This window comes from Pseudomonas sp. G5(2012) (assembly GCF_000408945.1).
Lineage (GTDB): Bacteria > Pseudomonadota > Gammaproteobacteria > Pseudomonadales > Pseudomonadaceae > Aquipseudomonas > Aquipseudomonas umsongensis.
The window spans coordinates 25,384-43,865 of record NZ_APIO01000079.1 but is presented as its reverse complement, the minus strand read 5'-3'; the positions used below and the strand labels follow the sequence as shown (position 1 = coordinate 43,865).

18 protein-coding genes and 1 pseudogene are annotated in these 18,482 nt (G+C 60.4%); 7 read left to right on the top strand and 12 right to left on the bottom strand.

What is annotated here, in order from left to right:
* Positions 1-83: 83 nt before the first annotated feature.
* A pseudogene (locus PG5_RS22775) lies at positions 84-455 on the bottom strand (hypothetical protein); the annotation flags it as partial.
* A gap of 212 nt (positions 456-667) precedes the next feature.
* On the opposite strand from PG5_RS22775, the gene PG5_RS22770 reads away from it, so the two are divergent.
* Both PG5_RS22770 and PG5_RS22765 read left to right on the top strand, forming a co-directional pair.
* Entirely contained in the window at positions 668-883 is a 216-nt protein-coding gene (locus tag PG5_RS22770) for a hypothetical protein (protein ID WP_008061934.1), read from the top strand.
* 240 nt (positions 884-1,123) lie between these two features.
* Positions 1,124-1,753 carry a flavin reductase family protein gene (locus tag PG5_RS22765; RefSeq protein WP_020799488.1) on the top strand — a complete coding sequence of 210 codons (630 nt, stop codon included), beginning with the start codon at positions 1,124-1,126 and terminating at the stop codon, positions 1,751-1,753.
* Here PG5_RS22765 and PG5_RS22760 read toward each other — a convergent pair whose 3' ends face one another.
* Both PG5_RS22760 and PG5_RS22755 read right to left on the bottom strand, forming a co-directional pair.
* Positions 1,754-1,984, bottom strand: coding sequence for a hypothetical protein (locus tag PG5_RS22760; protein ID WP_020799486.1), 231 nt, complete (start codon positions 1,982-1,984; stop codon positions 1,754-1,756). It lies immediately after the preceding gene.
* A 41-nt stretch (positions 1,985-2,025) separates the two neighbouring features.
* Complete coding sequence (locus PG5_RS22755) at positions 2,026-2,379, bottom strand: putative quinol monooxygenase (protein WP_033041757.1); 354 nt, start codon at positions 2,377-2,379, stop codon at positions 2,026-2,028.
* A 338-nt stretch (positions 2,380-2,717) separates the two neighbouring features.
* Here PG5_RS22755 and PG5_RS22750 point away from each other — a divergent pair, with 338 nt between their 5' ends.
* Entirely contained in the window at positions 2,718-3,659 is a 942-nt protein-coding gene (locus tag PG5_RS22750; RefSeq protein WP_020799484.1) for an AraC family transcriptional regulator, read from the top strand.
* Between the two features lie 135 nt (positions 3,660-3,794).
* On the opposite strand, the gene PG5_RS22745 is transcribed toward PG5_RS22750, so the two are convergent.
* The 6 genes from PG5_RS22745 to PG5_RS22720 form a co-directional block, all read right to left on the bottom strand.
* Entirely contained in the window at positions 3,795-4,850 is a 1,056-nt protein-coding gene (locus PG5_RS22745) for an ABC transporter ATP-binding protein (protein ID WP_020799483.1), read from the bottom strand.
* Between the two features lie 18 nt (positions 4,851-4,868).
* Positions 4,869-5,717: an ABC transporter permease gene (locus tag PG5_RS22740; protein WP_007986104.1), complete on the bottom strand. Its 849-nt coding sequence runs from the start codon at positions 5,715-5,717 to the stop codon at positions 4,869-4,871.
* The gene (locus PG5_RS22735) at positions 5,714-6,622 is read right to left on the bottom strand and encodes an ABC transporter permease (RefSeq protein WP_033041993.1); all 909 of its coding nucleotides are present in this window, start codon (positions 6,620-6,622) and stop codon (positions 5,714-5,716) included. Before PG5_RS22735 ends, PG5_RS22740 begins: the two co-directional genes overlap by 4 nt.
* 173 nt (positions 6,623-6,795) lie before the next feature.
* Positions 6,796-7,899 (bottom strand): extracellular solute-binding protein, encoded by a 1,104-nt coding sequence (locus tag PG5_RS22730; RefSeq protein WP_020799480.1) that lies wholly within the window; start codon positions 7,897-7,899, stop codon positions 6,796-6,798.
* A gap of 296 nt (positions 7,900-8,195) precedes the next feature.
* On the bottom strand, positions 8,196-9,656 hold the full coding sequence (locus PG5_RS22725; protein ID WP_020799479.1) for an aldehyde dehydrogenase family protein: 1,461 nt from the start codon (positions 9,654-9,656) through the stop codon (positions 8,196-8,198).
* Positions 9,653-11,290 carry a 5-guanidino-2-oxopentanoate decarboxylase gene (locus tag PG5_RS22720; protein ID WP_020799478.1) on the bottom strand — a complete coding sequence of 546 codons (1,638 nt, stop codon included), beginning with the start codon at positions 11,288-11,290 and terminating at the stop codon, positions 9,653-9,655. Before PG5_RS22720 ends, PG5_RS22725 begins: the two co-directional genes overlap by 4 nt.
* Before the next feature lie 159 nt (positions 11,291-11,449).
* Between PG5_RS22720 and PG5_RS22715 the strand changes: the two genes are divergently transcribed.
* Positions 11,450-12,331 carry a LysR substrate-binding domain-containing protein gene (locus tag PG5_RS22715; protein WP_020799477.1) on the top strand — a complete coding sequence of 294 codons (882 nt, stop codon included), beginning with the start codon at positions 11,450-11,452 and terminating at the stop codon, positions 12,329-12,331.
* Positions 12,332-12,419: 88 nt separating this feature from the next.
* On the opposite strand, the gene PG5_RS22710 is transcribed toward PG5_RS22715, so the two are convergent.
* Positions 12,420-13,298 (bottom strand): MBL fold metallo-hydrolase, encoded by an 879-nt coding sequence (locus PG5_RS22710; RefSeq protein WP_020799476.1) that lies wholly within the window; start codon positions 13,296-13,298, stop codon positions 12,420-12,422.
* A gap of 118 nt (positions 13,299-13,416) precedes the next feature.
* Between PG5_RS22710 and PG5_RS22705 the strand changes: the two genes are divergently transcribed.
* On the top strand, positions 13,417-14,322 hold the full coding sequence (locus PG5_RS22705; protein ID WP_218187896.1) for a LysR family transcriptional regulator: 906 nt from the start codon (positions 13,417-13,419) through the stop codon (positions 14,320-14,322).
* A 147-nt stretch (positions 14,323-14,469) separates the two neighbouring features.
* Positions 14,470-14,646 (top strand): hypothetical protein, encoded by a 177-nt coding sequence (locus PG5_RS34470; protein ID WP_020799474.1) that lies wholly within the window; start codon positions 14,470-14,472, stop codon positions 14,644-14,646.
* Between the two features lie 8 nt (positions 14,647-14,654).
* On the opposite strand, the gene PG5_RS22695 is transcribed toward PG5_RS34470, so the two are convergent.
* Positions 14,655-15,551, bottom strand: coding sequence for a helix-turn-helix domain-containing protein (locus PG5_RS22695; protein ID WP_020799473.1), 897 nt, complete (start codon positions 15,549-15,551; stop codon positions 14,655-14,657).
* 435 nt (positions 15,552-15,986) lie between these two features.
* On the opposite strand from PG5_RS22695, the gene PG5_RS22690 reads away from it, so the two are divergent.
* On the top strand, positions 15,987-17,441 hold the full coding sequence (locus PG5_RS22690) for an MDR family MFS transporter (protein WP_371106619.1): 1,455 nt from the start codon (positions 15,987-15,989) through the stop codon (positions 17,439-17,441).
* A gap of 133 nt (positions 17,442-17,574) precedes the next feature.
* Here the strand turns inward: PG5_RS22690 and PG5_RS22685 are convergent, their stop codons facing one another.
* Positions 17,575-18,423, bottom strand: coding sequence for a cache domain-containing protein (locus PG5_RS22685; RefSeq protein ID WP_042955663.1), 849 nt, complete (start codon positions 18,421-18,423; stop codon positions 17,575-17,577).
* Between the last annotated feature and the right edge of the window lie 59 nt (positions 18,424-18,482).

The window sequence follows — 18,482 nt, the reverse complement described above, 5'->3', positions numbered from 1 at the left end:
CAACCATAGAATCTCCCACAAGGGCTGATTCACTCGGATCCATTGTGGGAGCGAGGCTTGCCCGCGAAGGGGACGCCTCGGTATCAAGTCAACTCGACTACCGCCCGATTCGCGTACGTGTTCTGCGCGTACGAAGCCCCCGCAATCATCACCACCAGAATCCCCGCCAGCACCAGCGTCGAACCAATGGTGCCAAAGTCCAGCCCACCCTTTTCATGTGGCTTGGTCAGGAAATCACCCAATGTCGCGCCGAACGGCCGGGTGAGCACGAACGCCACCCAGAACAACAGCACCGACGAAATCTTCGTGAAGTATTTGAGCAGCACGACCAACGCAATGGTCGAGCCGATCAATAGCGCGCCACCGGCAAAGCCAAGCCCCGAGTCATCAGCCAGGTAATCGCCAAGCGCGGTGCCCAGGGTCTTGGAAAACAGAATCGCCATCCAATGGATTAATCACGAGTTAATGCCCGGCCGCCGTCCTGAGTTTGCCTGATCGGTTAAATGCGATGCGTTCACTAGTCTCTGAAAGCAGTAAAGCCTCACGGCCTTAACATCTACTTAATCGATTGTTTTTAGCATTATTTTGCGCTTTTTAATCAGTTTAATTGGCGTAGCATGAAACCCATGCCCGAGAGACAAAACGCCAAAGAACCTGGAGAAATGAAATGAAAACCAAACTGTTCCTCGCCATCGCCCTGTCCGTACTGGCCGCCAACACCTTCGCTGCCGACGGTTACGACCGCACTGGTTCCGCTGTTGCAGCAGACGGCTATGACCGCACTGGTTCCGCTACCGTCGCCGCAGATGGCTACGACCGCACCGGCGGCGCCACTGTCGCTGAAGATGGTTACGACCGCACTGGCGGTGCTTCCGTCAGCTAATCCGCAAGATTGGCACCAAAGCCCGGCTTCGGCCGGGCTTAGTCATTTCTGGAGCACAGCAAAAACATGCGCACTGTCACAACACCTGTAGGAGCTGCCGCAGGCTGCGATCTTTTGATTTCCAACGGCAAGATCAAAAGATCGCAGCCTGCGGCAGCTCCTACGAGATGTTTATTGGCTGGAAAAATAGTGCCGGTCCCAGCACCATGACCGCCTATCGAAAGCCCCAGGATTTTCTCCATGCCCGATGACATCCACTACTACGAACCCGCCAATGGCCACGGCCTGCCCCACGACCCGTTCAACGCGATCGTCGGCCCGCGCCCCATCGGCTGGATTTCTTCACAGGATGGCGAAGGCCGCTTGAACCTGGCGCCCTACAGCTTTTTCAACGCCTTCAACTACATCCCGCCGATCATTGGATTTTCCAGCGTCGGGCGCAAAGACAGCCTGAACAACATTGAACAGACGGGTGAATTCGCCTGGAACCTCGCCACCCGGCCACTGGCCGAGCAGATGAACCAGAGCAGTGCCATGGTCGGACCGCAGGTCAACGAGTTCGAACTGGCAGGCCTGACCACCGTCCCCTCGAAAGTCATTCAGGTGCCACGGGTCGCCGAAAGCCCGGTGTCTTTCGAATGCAAGGTCACCCAGATTATTCAGCTGCAGCGGGCGGACGGAAATGTGGTGCCGAGCTGGCTGATTCTCGGCGAAGTCGTCGCCGTGCATATCGCCAAGTGGCTATTGAAGGATGGGGTGTACGACACCGCCGCGGCAGAACCGATTCTGCGCGGCGGCGGGCCGGCGGATTATTTCCAGCTGGGGCCTGAGGCATTGTTCAAGATGTATCGCCCGGGGGCGGTGAAGTGATTACCAGAGCAGGTCGGTGTTTTCCTTGACGTCCTTGAGGCGAGTCAGCTCCTTCGCGGCCGCATCATCGGCCTCGTGAGCGGTCTTGAAGGTCTGGCCTTCCAACACTTTGTGAAAACGCGGGGCGCCGGAACCACCCAATGCCTTGACTGCGATTGCGGCGTGGTAGCCACCCTCGCCCGGTACTACAGCTGAAACGGCTTCGAAGTGTTCAAAGGCTTTGCGTGCCATGTCGCGCATCCTGGCTAGTTGAGAATGCTGCCATTAAACCCTCAACCGGCCAGTTTGTGTACCGCTGCCCCGGACTGTCGCAACGCCTGCGTCGCCGACACGTCCTTGAAGGTGTGAAAATCCAGGCTGTCGACCACCAGTTCCTGCACCAGCTCGGCAAAAACCTCCATGGCCGGCGTGCTGAAGTACGCGTTCATGGCCTGCTGGTTGACCCAAAAACCGGACACCAGCCACAACTGCGGATCGCATTGCGACTGCTGCAAGGCGAAGCTCAGGCAGCCTGGTGCGGCCCGCGACGGCTCGATCAGCGCGCTCAGGCGCACTCCCAGTTCTTGAGAACGCCCCGGGCGTGCCCGGACAAAGGCCATATGACTGACGGGGATCTGCTTTGACATGTTCAACCCTCCCGGGGAGTCGCGAGGCAGCCAGCGGAACGGGCTGCGACAGGATCCAAGGTTAAAGGCCGATGTGCCTGTGTCGTTAGTCGATTCCTGCCGGCGCGTTGCACAATCCTGCGAACGTGCATGAACTGGCTGTAACAACATGGAAAATCCTGTCACGGTTCTGCCATGCGAGTTTCAAGCAAGTTTTCCCGTCTGCATCCCGCATTGCCCGTGCACGGAAACAACCCCGTGCAGAATCAGGCAAGCATCTGGCAGGATGTGTCTACCGCTGTTGCTTGCACAAACATATGCTCTGCCCCATCACCCATGCCTTGCCGAGGATGCCTTGCATGTCGTCTCTCGATCACTTTTCACACCCGCCGCAAACCCCGCTGGACACCGACATGGAAAAGCAGCGCACGGAACTGGCGGCGATCATCCGTCGCAACACTGCCGAAGATGGCAGTTATGCCACTGCCATCGGCTCACTGTTCATGTCGCGCCACAGCCAGTCCCACGAGTTCGCCCCGGTACTGGCGCAACCAGCGCTGTGCATCATGGCCCAGGGACGCAAAGAAGTTCAGCTGGCTAACGAGTATTTCAATTACGACCCGCTGAACTACCTGGTGGTCTCGGTCTCGATGCCGCTGAGCGGGCGGGTGGTCAATGTCTCGACCGAGGAACCGATCCTGGCCTTGCGGCTGGACATTGACCCCGCGGAGATCACCGCGCTGATCGCCGACGCCGGTCCCCTCGGCGTACCCACCCGGCCAACCGGACGCGGGTTGTATGTCGAACGTCTCGACAGCGCAATGCTCGACGCCGTGCTGCGCCTGGCGCGATTGCTCGACACGCCGAAAGACATCACCATGCTCGCGCCGCTGATTCGTCGGGAAATTCTCTACCGGTTATTACGCAGCAAGCAGGGGCATCGGCTGTATGAAATTGCCATTGCCAACAGTCAGAGTCATCGCATCAGCCAGGCGATCAAGTGGCTCAACAGCAACTATGAGCAGCCGCTGCGTATCGATGACCTGGCCAAAGAAGTGAACTTGAGCGTGTCGACGTTGCATCACCGCTTCAAAGCGATGACGGCAATGAGTCCGTTGCAGTATCAAAAGCAGCTACGCCTGCAGGAGGCGCGGCGCTTGATGCTGGCCGAAGGGCTGGAGGCTTCGGCGGCGGGGTATCGGGTCGGCTATGAAAGCCCTTCGCAATTCAGCCGGGAGTACAGCCGGTTGTTCGGCGCGCCGCCGTTGCGGGACCTGGCGCGGTTGCGCCTGAGTGTCTAGCTGAGATTTGTGTGGGGTGTGCCGGCCCTTTCGCGAGCAGGCTCGCTCCCACATTTGATCTTTGGTGTTAACAAATGCTGTGTTCACAGAAGATCCACTGTGGGAGCGAGCCTGCTCGCGAAGAGGCCAGTACAGTCAGGCGCCGAGTACGCGGCAAGCCTCTGCCGGCAATGTCACCGACACCGGATGCCCAACGCTCAAGCCAAACCCCTGGCACGGTGTACTCAGCGCGGTAAACGACACCCCGGAACACTCCACCGTAGTCTCGATGGTCGCGCCGATATCGCGCACGAAGGTCACCTTGCCCAGCAAGCGGTTACCCGCCGTGGCTTGCGGCGCCGACAGTTGCAGGTCTTCCGGGCGAATCAGCATCTTCACTTTTTCACCGACCACAATGCTGCTGCAGATTGGCACTTGCAACGCATCGCCGCCCGGCAGGCTGACCTTGCCGTCGCCCAGCGCCGTGGCTGGGAAGATGTTGCCCGAGCCGATGAAGTCCGCGACAAACTCGTTGGCCGGGTGGCGGTAGATTTCGATCGGCGTACCCACCTGCTGCACCTTGTGCTCGCCCAGCACGACAACGATATCAGCCATGGTCATGGCCTCGCGCTGGTCGTGGGTCACCATGAAGGTGGTGATGTTCAGACGCTGTTGCAACTGACGGATTTCCACCTGCATCGACTCACGCAGCTTGGCGTCCAGCGCCGACAGCGGCTCGTCGAGCAACAGGATTTTCGGGTGGTTGGCAATCGCCCGGGCAATCGCCACGCGTTGCCGTTGGCCGCCGGAGAGTTTCGCTACCGGGCGATCGATCATCGCTTGCAGCTGAATCAACTCCAGCAACTCCACCACCCGCGCCTGCTGGTCAGCCTTGCTGACCCCGCGCAGTTTCAGTGGATAGGCGATGTTTTCCCCCACGGTCATGTGCGGGAACAACGCCAGGGACTGGAACACCATGCCGAAATTACGCAGGTGCGCCGGGGTATGGCCGATGTCCTCGCCGTCCAGGCGAATCTCGCCACCGCTCAGGGTTTCCAGGCCGGCGATCATGCGCAGCAAGGTGGTTTTGCCGCAACCGGACGGGCCCAGGAAACACACCAGCTTGCCCTCGGGCAAATGCAGGTTCACATCTTTTACCGCGCAGGCCGAGCCGTAATATTTCTCGACGTTTTCCAGAATCAGACCAGACATAAGAATCACCTCAAGAAATCAGAACGAAACGCCACCTTCACCGACCAGCTTCTCCAGCGCCCAGATCAGGACGAAGTCGATCAGCACGATCAGCACGGCAAACGAAAATACGGTTGGATCGAGCGACGACACGGTGCGGCTGTACATCCAGATCGGCACGGTCATCACATCGATGGTGTAGAGGAAATAGGTCACGGTGAACTCGTTGAACGAGACGATGAACGCCAGCAACATGCCTGCCAGGATCCCCGACTTCATCAACGGCACCACCACGTCGACAATCGCCCGCAGCGGCGAAGCACCTAGCATTTGCGCGGCTTCTTCGACTTCGCTGCCGATCGAGAGCATGGCCGCCGTGCAGTTCTTCACCACAAACGGCAGTGCCAGGATCACGTGGGCGATCACCAGCCGCGAAGTGGTCATCTGGAACGGCAGGCTGTCGAACACCAGCAGCAACGCCAGGCCCAGCACCACCATCGGGAACACCAGGGGCAGCGACATCAATTGCAGCGCCACGGCCTTGCCACGGAACTCGCAACGGGTCAGGGCATAGGCCGCCGGCACGGCGATGATGGTCGCGAAGACCATGGTCAGGCACGACACCATCAGGCTGGTGGTCATGGCCTTGCCCAGGCTCAGCACATCGCTGGCGTCCGGCGACACGAAGGTGTGCCAGGCTGCCTTGTACCATTGCAGGCTATAGCTGCTGGGCGGGAAGTCGAGGTTCGACGCGCCGCTGAACGACATCACGATCATGGTCAGGATCGGCAATACCGCCAGCAGCAGGATGAAGCCCGAAAGGATGCCGGCAAACTTGCCGGTCTCGCCGGGCAACAGCCCATATCGCTTCTTGGTCAGGGTGCTCATTGGGAAGCCTCCAGCATGCGCCGACGACGGCCAGTGATGAATTCGGACAAGGTCATGATCGCCAGGGTGGTGACGATCAGCACCACGCCGGCGGCGGACGCGGCGGGCCAGTTCATCAGCGGGGCGATCTGGTCATGCACCATCACCGCCAGCATCGGCACGCGTCGACCACCGAGCAGCAGCGGCACCACGAAGCTGCTGGCGTTGTAGGCAAACACCAGCGTCGCGCCGGTGATGATCCCCGGCAGGCTCATAGGCAAGACCACTTGGCGGAACACCTGGAAACGACTGGCGCCGAGGGTGGCGGCTGCTTCTTCGTAGCTGCGGGCGACGCCGCGCATGGCGCTGGCAATCGGCAGCACGGCCAGCGGGAAGGCGGTTTGCACCAGGCCCATCAACACGCCGTTCTGGTTGTACAACAGCATGATCGGGCGCTTGATCAGGCCCAGGCCCATCAGTGCCTGGTTGAGCATGCCGCCGGGACCGAGAATCACCAGCCAGCCGTAGCTTTGCAGCAGCAGGTTGACCAGCAACGGCAACAGCACTGCGGCGAGAAAGATCCGCCGCACAAACGGCGAAGTCAGGCGCGACATGGTGTAGGCCACCGGGATCGCCAGTATCACCGCGATCACCGCGCTGATCAGCGCCAGGCGCAGGGTCAGCATCAGCGATTTAAGGTAGTAGGGTTCGAGCAATTGGGCGTAGCTGGCCAGGCTGAACCCGGACCATTCCGCGCCTTTGGTGCCCACGCTCATGCGCAGCACCAGCAGGCTGGCGGCAATCAGTACGCCAAGAAACAGCATCGACGGCGTGAGGAAAAACCAGGCACGGGCCGTCGGCGAAACACCCCGGTTCGGGCGCGGCTCGGCGACACTGACCGAATGGGTCAAAGGTTGGTGTTCCATAGCAAAGGTCTCGTCAATGGAAAGCAGCTGAAACACAGATCTTCCAGACACATCATTCCCTTGTGGGAGCGAGCCTGCTCGCGAAAGCGATTTGTCAGTCGACATCAATGGTGAATGTCAGACCGCATTCGCGAGCAGGCTCGCTCCCACAGGGGATCTTCAGTGGTCGAAGATCAGGAAGAAAAGATTTCCGTGTAACGACGAATCCATTGGTCATGCACGGTGGCCAGGAAGGCGTTGTCGTGCATGATCGCCTTCTCGGCAATCTGCTCCGGGGTGAGAATGTACGGGCTCTTGCGCGCTTCGGCGGAGATGATCGCCTTGGCGTTGACCGGGCCGTTGTAGATGTCTTCAGCCATCTTGCCCTGCACCAGCGGGTCCAGGGAGTGGTTGATGAAGGCGTAGGTCAGGTCGGTATCGCCCGGACGATTCTTCGGCATCACCGAGAGCATCAGGTCGGTGTAGAAACCTTCCTTCATGCCGAAGGTGGCGCCCAGACCGTAGTTCGGATCGCGGATCTGTTTCGGGAAAAACGCCGGGGCGTACAGGCCGCCCATGTCCAGGGAGCCAGTGCGGAACAGTTCGGCAATCTGGTTCGGGTTCTCGCCCAGGGTCACCACACGATCCTTGAGCTCGGCGAGTTTCTTGAAGCCCGGCTCGATGTTGTGCTCGTCACCACCGGCCAGTTTGGCGGCGATGATGATCAGGTCCATGGCCTCGGTCCAGTTCGGCGGCGGCAGGAAGATGTTCGGCGACAGGTCGGCGTCCCACAGGGCGGCATAGCTGTCCGGTGCCTGCTTGATGGTGCGCGTGCTGTAGACCAGGCTGTTGCACCAGAGCAGGTAGCCGATACCGTGGCCATTGGCGCCGGTGCGGTATTTCTCCGGTACGTCGACCAGGTTAGGGATGCGGTTGAGGTCGGGCTTTTCCAGCAGGTTGGCGGCGGCCAGGCCTTCGGCGCCGACGCCGGCCAGGGTGATGATGTCGTACTGCGGACGATCACCGCCGGCCTTGAGTTTGGCGACCATTTCCGAGGTACTGCCGGTGCGGTCGGCGATGACCTTGCAGCCGTACTTGTCTTCGAAGGTCGCGGCGATGTTGCGCAGTGCGGCCAGGCCGGTATCGTCGGACCAGGTCAGCAGGCGCAGGGTCTTGCCTTGAAAGCGGGTGTCGCTGGCGTTGGCCTTGACGAACGGCAGGCTCATGGCCGCCGCGGCAACCGAGGCTACGCCCACGGTCTTGATGAATTGACGTCTGTTCAGATCATGCTCGCCCATTACGGACTCCCTTTGTTTTTGTAGGTATAAGGCAGGTCGAAACTGTTGCATCCGCGCGGCCGGTTCAGCGTTTACCCCTCGTATGTTCGGGGGCTTTACTGAGCCAGCGGGTTCATCCTGAGGTCGTGTAAAACACCTGACTATCGATAAAAATTCATTGAAGCCATGACGCCGACGCATGCCTCACTGTAGGAGCGAGCATGCTCGCGATGGACGCATGGACGACACGGGCTGTCTGATGCCCCGCGTTATCGTTGACGTCCATCGCGAGCATGCTCGCTCCTACGGGAGAGGCATCAGACAGCGCGAATCACGTGCTTGATTTCCTGGAAAGCCTGCAAGCCCCATGGCCCCAATTCGCGGCCGATACTGCTCTGCTTGTAGCCACCCCAGGCGGTCTGCGGGAAGATCACTTGCGGCGCATTGATCCACACGAGCCCCGCCTGCAAAGCGTTGGCGACGCGATCCGCCGTTTCTGCGTTACGCGTAACCACGCTGGCGACCAGACCAAACTGGCTGTCGTTGGCCAAGGCAATCGCCTCAGCCTCAGAGGCGAAACGACGCACGCAAATCACCGGGCCGAAAATCTCTTCGCACCACAGCGCACTGTCCAGGGGCACGTCAGTGAAAACGGTCGGCTGCAAAAAATATCCGCGCGGCAAGTCTGCAGGACGATTGCCGCCGCAAACCAGTTTGGCGCCAGCGCTCAAACCGCGATCGATATGGCCGAGCACGCGCTGGTACTGCGCCTGATTGACCAGCGTGCCCATCTCCACGTTCGGGTCGAACGGGTCGGCCACACGAATGGCTTCGGCGCGGACCTTCACACGACTGAGGAACTCATCGGCCAGCTCATCGGCAACCAGCACGCGGCTGGTCGCGGAGCACATCTGCCCGGCGTTGAAGAAACCGCCACCGCAGGCCACTTCCACCGCCAGGTCGAGATCGGCATCGGCCAGCACCAGCAAGGAAGATTTGCCGCCCAGTTCCAGGCTCACGCCCTTGACGGTTTCCGCTGCCCGCTGCATGACCTGCACACCGACCGCGTTGCTGCCGGTGAACGACACCTTGGCGATGCGCGGGTCTGCCGACAACGGTGCGCCAACGGCCAGGCCAGTGCCGCACACCAGGTTGAACACACCGGCAGGCAAGCCGGCCTGGGCAATGATCCTCGCCAGTTCCAGCTCCGGCAGCGGCGTCACTTCCGAGGGCTTGAGCACCACGCAGCAACCGGCGGCCAGGGCCGGGGCGAGTTTCCACGCAGTGGTGACCATCGGGAAGTTCCACGGCACGATCAGGCCGACCACACCGCAAGGTTCACGGCGCAGGCGCGCACTGAAATCGTCGGTCGGCAGCTCTACCGGGCTGTCCTGTTTCGCGTCCAGACCTTCAGCCAGGCCGGCGTAATATTCGAACGTGGCGATCACGTCATCAACATCGATGGCTGCTTCGAACAATGGCTTGCCGTTGTTGCTCGACTGCAAGTGCATCAACTGGTCGCGACCGGCCTGCACACCCGCGGCGATTTTGCGCAGGATCGCGCCACGTTCGGCGCCGGTGGTCTTCGACCAGTCGGCAAAGGCTTTGCTCGCTGCGCTGACCGCCTGATCGACGGCGCGCTCATCGCCGCCATTCACCGTGGTCAACAACGCTTCGGTCGCCGGGTTGATCACGCGCAAGTGTTCCTTGCCCGCCGACCATTTACCGTCGATGAAAAGGCCATCCAAAGTCGTCGGAAAAGTCGTGGAAAAGCTCATTTCGACACCGCCTTCGTCCACGCGGCCTGATCGATTTCAATCAGGGTCGGGCCCTGGCGATCGGTGGCAACACGCAATGCCGTACGCAATTGTTCAACACCATTGACGGCTTCGGCGGCACAACCCAATGCCTTGGCTACACCGATGAAGTCCGGGGTGTAGATGTCCACGCCCACTGGCTCGATGGCACGGTTGACCATGTACTTCTTGATCTCTTCGTAACCCTGGTTATTCCACAGCAGCACGATCACCGGGGTGCGCGCTTCAACGGCGCTGGCCAGTTCCGGCAGGGTGAACTGCAGGCCGCCGTCGCCGATCAGGCACACCACTGGAGGACGTGCGCCGCCTTCGACGGTGCCGCCCAACCAGGCGCCAATCGCCGCTGGCAAGGCGTAACCGAGGGTGCCGTAACCGGTGGAGGAGTTGAACCAGCGACGCGGGCGTTCCGGGTTGAAGGTCAGGTTGCCGGTGTACACCGGTTGGGTCGAATCACCGACGAATACCGCGTTCGGCAGTTCGTGCAGAACGGTTTCCAGGAAGCGGCTCTGGTCCAGGGTCGGCGCGTCCCAGGTGGCGGCCAGTTCTTCGCGCAAACGGGCGGCGCGCACCTGGCCCCAATCGTTGCGGCGCTCGGCCAGTGGCTTGTGCGACAGCGCGCTGAGCAAGGCTTGGGCAGCGTTGCGCGAGTCGGCGACCAAGGCCACGTGTGGCGGGTAGTTGCGTACGGTCTGGTCCGGATCGATGTCGACGCGCAGCAGCTTGCCAGGAATCTCGAAACCACCGGCGAAGGTCACGTCGTAGTCGGTCTCGGCCAGCTCGGTACCGATGGCCAGCACCACATCGGCCTCGGCGACCAGTGCGCGCGTGGCAACCAGGCTCTGGGTCGAACCGATCAGCAACGGGTGAGCAGAGCGCAGCATGCCCTTGGCATTGATGGTCAGCGCTACGGGCGCGTCCAGCAATTCGGCCAGTTCGGTCAATTCGGCGGCGGCATCGATGGCGCCACCACCGGCGAGGATCAACGGACGCCTGGCACCGGCCAGCAGCTCGGTCATGCGGCTCACGGCGGACGGTGCGGCGCCGGCGCGATCGATGTTTACCGGGACGCTGGCGAGCAGGTCGTCGGCTTCTTCAACCAGTACGTCCAACGGAATTTCGATGTGCACCGGGCGCGGGCGACCGGCCTGGAACAGCGCGAAGGCACGGGCCAGCACGTCCGGCAATTCGGACGCCGACATCAGGGTATGGGAGAACGCCGCCACGCCACCGACCAGTGCGCTCTGGTTCGGCAGTTCGTGGAGCTTGCCGCGACCGCCGCCCAGTTGGTTGCGGGTCTGTACGCTGGAGATCACCAGCATCGGGATCGAGTCGGCATAGGCCTGGCCCATTGCCGTGGTGATGTTGGTCATGCCAGGGCCGGTGATGATGAAGCACACACCCGGCTTGCCGCGGGTGCGGGCATAGCCGTCAGCCATGAAGCCGGCGCCCTGTTCGTGACGCGGGGTGACGTGGTTGATGCTCGAACGGGCCAGCCCGCGATACAGCTCCACGGTATGAACCCCGGGAATGCCGAACACCTGCTCGACTCCATAACCTTCGAGTAACTTGACCAATACTTCGCCACACGTCGCCATGTCATTGCCCTTCTTGTTCGTTTGAGACGCCGGGCCTGCGCAGTGTTTATGATGGGTTCGCAGGTCCAGGGATGGCCTCATTGGAACGGGCGACACATAGCCGCAACAATGGATAAAAAGTCATACTAGCCATGTCCTCACGTCATACCTTGGATCCCGATGAAACGACTGCCTCCCCTGCCGGCGCTGCACACATTCCTGATTACCGCGCAGTGCTGCAATTTCACCCGTGCTGCTGAACAGCTATTTATCACCCAGGGCGCGGTGAGTCGGCAGATCGCCGGGCTGGAAGATTTCCTGGGTTACGAATTGTTTATCCGTCAGGCTCGAGGCCTGGACCTGACCGCCGAAGGACGGGAATGGCTGCCACGGGTCCAGCAGATTTTCGGCTTGATCGACGAAGCGGTCGAACAGATCGGCGAGAAGCGCGAAACCCTCCAGCTAAAGGCTCCGACCTGCGTCATGCGCTGGTTGCTGCCACGCCTGTTGCAATGGCAAAGGGAACGCCCGGACGTGCCGGTAGAGCTCACCACCACGGTCAAGCACGGCGTGGATTTTCATCGCGAGCAGTTCGATGCCGCGGTGATGTATGGCGCGCCGCCGGACAGCTCACTGCTGTCGCAAAAACTCTTCGATGAGCAACTGACGCCGGTGTGTTCCCAGCCATTGCTCGAAGGTTCGGTGCCGCTCCAATCGCCAAAGGACCTGGAGCAACACATGTTGCTCCACCCGACCCGGGATGAACGGGACTGGAAGGCCTGGCTGGCCACTGCGGATATTCGCTTGAGCAACGTGAGCAAGGGCCAGCATTTCGAAACGCTGGACCTGGCCATGTCGATGGCGTCCCAGGGCACGGGGGTGGCGATCGGTGACTGGTCGTTGATTGGCGATGACCTGAGTGCCGGGAGGCTGGTCATGCCCTTTGAATTGAAGGTGAAAACAGGGCTGGCGTATTACCTGGTTTTCCCGGAAAAACCCGCACCTTCTCCGAAGTTGCGCGAGTTGATGGGTTGGCTGGTGGAACAGGCGCAATCCCGGTAATCGAAACCTGCAGGGGTGTACTCGTATGATCGTTCCCACGCTCTGCGTGGGAATGCAGCCCGGGACGCTCTGCGTCCCATTGGCAGATTTACCACTTCATCTCGCCCTTGGCGACCTTGGCGCTCAGCTCCAACGAGCTTTCCTCGCCCAGTGCTGGGTAGCGCTTTTTCATCGCCGCGATCAGTGCCGCCGAATCTTTGGCCTTGGCGGTTTCCTCATCGAAGGCCTTGATGTAATCGGCGGTGAATTTAACGGCGGCCAGGGATCGGGCGCTATCGCCGAGGTAATGGCCCGGCACGACGGTGTTCGGCTTCAGGGTTTCGATCGAATGCAGCGTCGCCAACCAATCGGCATGGGACTGGGGAGACTGGGTATCGGCCATCCAGACGTGGATGTTTTCTGCCACGACCACACCACCGACCACGGCCTTGATCGACGGAACCCACACGAAGCTGCGATCCGGTTGCTTGCCTTCAAGGCCGATCACTTGCAGCTTCTGCCCTTCGAGCATCAGGCTGTCGCCCTTGAGCACATCCGGCACAACCGTTTTGGCGGGCGCGTCAGCTCCCAATTTCGACCCCCAGAACGCCAGTTTGCCGTCGACGGTTTGCTTGATGTGATCAACGGTCGGCTGCGAAGCGAGCACTTTTGCATTGGGGAATGCAGCCGTCAGGGTATCGAGGCCGAAGTAATAATCCGGGTCGCCGTGGCTGATGTAGATAGTGGTCAGTTGCTTGCCACTGGCGCGGATTTTTTCCACCACTTGCGCGGCCTGGGATTTGCCGAACTGGGCGTCCACCAGGATGGCTTCTTTCTCGCCGCTGACCAGTACCGAGGTCACCGGGAATATCGCTTTATCGCCGGGGTTATAGACATCCAGCGTCAATGTCGACGCGGCTGCGTGGGCGGCGAAGCCGAGGACAGCGGTCGCCAGCAAAACGCGTTTAAGTGTGGTGAAACCGATCATCTGTTGCTCCGTTGTTTGCAGGCCAGGGAAGGCCGGAATGGGAACAGAGCTTAGTTACCTGCTTCAGTACAAAAAATGCGATGCTTGGACATAGTTTGTTTCTGAAACCGGGCAAATCATGGATCGTCTACAAGCAATGCGGGTGTTCGTCACGGTGATCGATCTTGGCAGCCAGTCGGCCGCCGCCGATCATCTGGAGCTGTCACGGCCAGTGGTTTCGCGTTATCTGGCGGAACTGGAAAACTGGGTTGGCGCACGCCTGATGCACCGCACCACGCGCAAATTGAGCCTGACCACCGCCGGTAGCGAAATACTGCCCCGCTGCCGGCAGATGCTCGACCTGTCCACGGACATGCAAGCTACCGTCAGCGTGCCGGACGATACACCTCGCGGCCTGCTGCGAATCAGCGTCAGCACCTCGTTCGGCCAGGCGCAATTGGCCGATGCCATGGCGGCATTCGTCAAGCGCTACCCGGCTGTCAGCATTGACCTGCAGATGCTTGACCGCACGGTGAACCTGGTGGACGAGCGCATCGACCTGGCCATTCGCACCAGCAATGACCTGGACCCGAACCTGATCGCCCGTCGGTTGACGGTGTGTCGCTCGGTGATCTGCGCCGCCCCCGCCTATCTGCGCGAACACCCTGCACCCCGGCGGATCGAGGACTTGAGCCTGCACAATTGCCTTACCCACTCGTACTTCGGCAAAAACCTGTGGCACTTTGAACTCGATGGCGAACAGGTGGCGGTGCCCGTGCAAGGTAACATCAGCGCCAACGAAGCCAGCACGCTACTTCGCGCCACCCTGGCCGGCGCCGGCGTAGCCATGCTCCCCACTTATCAGGCCGGCGTGTACATCCACAACGGTGATCTGGTGCGCCTGCTGCCCCGGGCAGAGCCAAGGCAGATGAGCGTGTACGCCGTGTATGCCTCACGCAAGCACATGCCGTCGGCGCTGCGTTGCCTGGTGGATTTTCTGGTGGAGAGGTTCCCCGAAGATCCGGAGTGGGATACTGGCCTGTAGGAGCTGCCGCAGGCTGCGATCTTTTGATATGGATCTTCTCAACGCCGCTGAAAATCGAGATCAAAAGATCGCAGCCTCCGGCAGCTCCTACGCATCTGACCTATGCTCAAGGTAATACCGAAGGGTATTCGTTCAGAGGTCTACGCCATGAACATCAAAACAAGAAGGTACCTCGCCATCTTCATCACCTGCGCGGTCACGCTCGGGTTGTATGGCGCTGCTGCGTGGCGTGTCGAGCAGCTACGCAACTTGCCCCGGGAGGCTGCCAGTTGCAACTTCGAGCGCTGCATTCCACACAACGCCACCCTTAACGCACTGCGCTAAGGAGCGGATCAGCCTTCTTTGTCCTGATCGGCCTTCAAGCGATCGCGGAACGCCTTTGGCGAGATGCCAACGCGGCGTCGGAACAGGCGCGTGAAGTTGGTAGGATCAGAGAACCCCAACACGTCGGACATTTCATAGATGGTCATGCTGGTGTAGGTCAGCAAGCGCTTGGCCTCCAACAACTGCCGTTCGTGCATGATCTGCAATGCCGGTTGCCCCGCCAACTCGCGGCAGGTGCCATTGAGGTGAGAGACCGAAATCCCCAGCCGATGGGCCAGGTCTTCAACCTTGACGTGCTGGCGGTAGGTTTCTTCCACCAACTGGATGTAGCCATTGAGGTATTCCCGCGCCCGCTGCGGTCGTTGACCCGCTGACCGGCGCTGGATCACCTGGCGGCTGACCCACACCATGATCACGCTGACCAGCGAATGCATGAGCATTTCCCGCGCCGGTTGGTGGCCGGTGTATTCGTTCTGCAACGCGCTGAACAGACTGTTGAGGTACGCGGCGTCCTGGCCTGCCGGGTAGCTCTCGGCCTGGGCCAGGGCATTCACCGAATGCCCCAATTGCGCCTGAAGATGCGCGATAAGCGGTGCCGCGAGGGTGACCACGAACCCCTCGACGTCTTCGCTGAACCGAAAACCATGCACCGACAACGGCGGCAGGATCTGGATCGCCGGTTCAGTCAGTTGCGAACGTTTGCCTTCGATTTCAAGCTCTGCCTGACCTTTGAACACGAAGAGCAACTGACATAAATCGGCGTGGCGGTGGGGTTTGATTTCCCATTGGTGTTCGCGACTGCGTTTGGAAATGGTTTCACAGTGCAGCAAGTCCGGGGTCGGCCAATCCAGGCGTTCACCGTAGAGCTTGAACACCGGAATCGAAGGCAGGTCAGGCTTGTTCATCACTTCAATCCAGGTTTCGGAATGGACGACGGGCGATAATCGCACCGAATGGCAGAATGTACAGCTACCCGCTCAGTTTTCACCTTCAATTGACCGACCCGCAAGGGAAAATTGCAAGCACTCGATCCATAAAAATCCATCACCGCCCCCCGCCGCGTGGGATCTGCAAGGGCTGACCCGTTGCAAAACGGTGATGGTCTAAGGCCAGACAGGAGTCATCCGCGACCGCATGGCCGCTCGTCAGGTCGAAGGTTTGCAAAACGATGGGCCAGGCCTTCCATATGAGGCTATCGAATAGCCTCCTATCGACTTACACTGGCGAGCATCCCGCTCGCCTTGACTGGCGGGTCATTCACTGCCGCAGGTTTATTCGTGACCACTTTCCACCAGCCTGAATTGCCCAAACCGGCCATCCGCAGCGTGCTGATCGCGCTGATGCTGGCTATTTTCCTCGGTGCGCTGGACCAAACCATTGTTGCTGTGTCGATGCCAGCCATTTCCGCACAGTTCAAGGACGTCAGTTTGCTGGCCTGGGTGATTTCCGGCTACATGGTGGCGATGACGGTGGCGGTGCCGATCTATGGCAAGCTGGGCGATCTGTACGGCAGGCGCAAATTGATGCTGTTTGGCATGGGGTTATTCACCCTGGCGTCGCTGTTCTGTGGCATGGCCCAGAGCATGGAGCAACTGGTGCTGGCGCGAATTCTCCAGGGGATCGGAGCCGGTGGAATGATCTCCGTCAGCCAGGCAATCATCGGCGACATCGTGCCGCCCCGTGAGCGCGGCCGTTATCAGGGCTATTTCAGCAGCATGTATGCGGTGGCCAGCGTCGCCGGCCCGGTGCTGGGCGGATACATGACCGAATACCTTTCCTGGCGTTGGGTCTTCCTGATCAATTTGCCGCTGGGCGTGGGAGCGTGGCTGGTGGCCAATCGCACGCTGGTCGGCTTGCCGATTCCGCAACGCAAACCGGTGATCGATTACCTCGGTACATTGTTGATGATCATCGGACTGACGGCGTTGCTGCTGGGTATCACCCAATTCGGTCAGGGGCACTCCTGGCGCAGTACCGAAGTATTGGGGTTACTGGCTTGTGCGGCAGCGGTGCTGGGCCTGTTCGTGCTGCATGAACGACGCGCATCGGAGCCATTGCTGCCGATGCACCTGTTCACCAACCGCAATGCGATCCTGTGCTGGTGCACGATTTTCTTCACCAGTTTCCAGGCCATCTCGTTGATCGTACTGATGCCCCTGCGTTTCCAGAGTGTCACCGGTGCCGGTGCCGACAGCGCTGCCCTGCACCTGCTGCCGCTGGCCATGGGCTTGCCGATTGGCGCATATTTCGCCGGCCGCCGTACCTCCGTGACCGGACGCTACAAACCGATGATCCTGACCGGCGCCCTGCTCATGCCGTTGTCGATTCTCGGTATGGCGTTCAGCCCGCCACAGTCCTTTTGGCTGAGCAGCCTGTTCATGCTGTTCTGCGGTATCGCCTCGGGCATGCAGTTTCCGACCTCCCTGGTCGGCACGCAGAACTCGGTGCAACAGCGAGACATCGGCGTTGCCACCAGCACCACCAACCTGTTCCGTTCATTGGGCGGAGCGGTGGGCGTGGCACTGATGTCGGCGCTGTTGCTGGCGTTGTTGCAGGATTCGAGCTTCGCCCACCTGGCTGGCTCTTCGCTGTTGGCCGAGGGTCACTCGGGGAATGTCTTGCTGGATGGCCTGAACGCCGCACAGGGTGACGCGCAGGATGCCCTGCGCGCTGAACTGTTGCTGACGTTCAGGCATCTGTTGATGGTAAGTGCGGCGGTGTCGCTGCTGGGGTTGGCGGCGGCGATCGCCATGCCGGACAGGGTGCTCCGCGGGCGCGAGGACAAGGTCCGGTAGAGAGACCGAGTCGCCCGCATTCGCGAGCAGGCTCGCTCCCACAATGATTTCCAGAGTACACAAAATGTGTGATCACTGGAGATTCAATGCGGGAGCGGCCTGCTCGCGAATGCGGTGTATCAGGCAATACCATTCAAGGGCTGTAATACCCCACCGCCACCAGGAAATGCCCGACCTTCTTCAGATAGGCATGCTTGTTCTCGACCTTACCGGTCACCGGGTTTTTCCAGCGGTATTCATACTCGCCGTAATCCTGTTTCGCGATCAGCGCCAGCATCGGCTCCCCCACCGGCTTGCCATCCGGATCATTGATCTTGCTGAAATCGGTGTTGATCAATCGCAAGTTGGTGCCATGGGCGACATAGCGCCGGGTATCGAGGTCGACGACGAAGACATACAGGTCATCCTGCAGGTAACCGCCCTTCAGAGAGTTGATGGCTTTCAGGGTGCCCTTCTCGTCCTTGGCCAGGTCGGCCGCCGCCTTGTTCAGCAAGGCCATGGCTTGCTCCGCTGAAGCCCGTGGCAGGTAGTAACCGACCGCGAGGATTCGCTGGCCGACTCGCTGATAGTAGACATGCTTGCGCTCGACCTTGCCGTCGGACCAGTTTTGCCAACGGTACTCCGCTTGCTGGATGCCATTGCCCTCGGGCACTTTGAGCGCATCCTTGAAGGCCTTCTGCAGATCCGGCCCGAGCACATCCGACACATCCCGGCCAATCAATGCAGCCGACGGCCCACCGCTGGCGAGCATCACGCCCTTGGTATCGACCACGAAGACATACCGGTCCTGGTCGACAAACTCGCCCTGACGGCTGAAGGCGGCGAAAGCCTTGTCGCCATTGTCGTGGTAGTAGGCCAGGGCTTTTTCCAGCAAAGCAATGGCCGCCTGGCTGTCGGCCTTTTCCGTTTCGGCAGCTTGAACCTGGCCCAGGCACATCAACAGCATGCCCCCCAAACAGGCCAACTTTTGCACAATTCCCATGGCACGTCCCCCCGTTCTCTTGATGTTTCAAGAGCGTAGACGGCAATGGCGCATGCAGG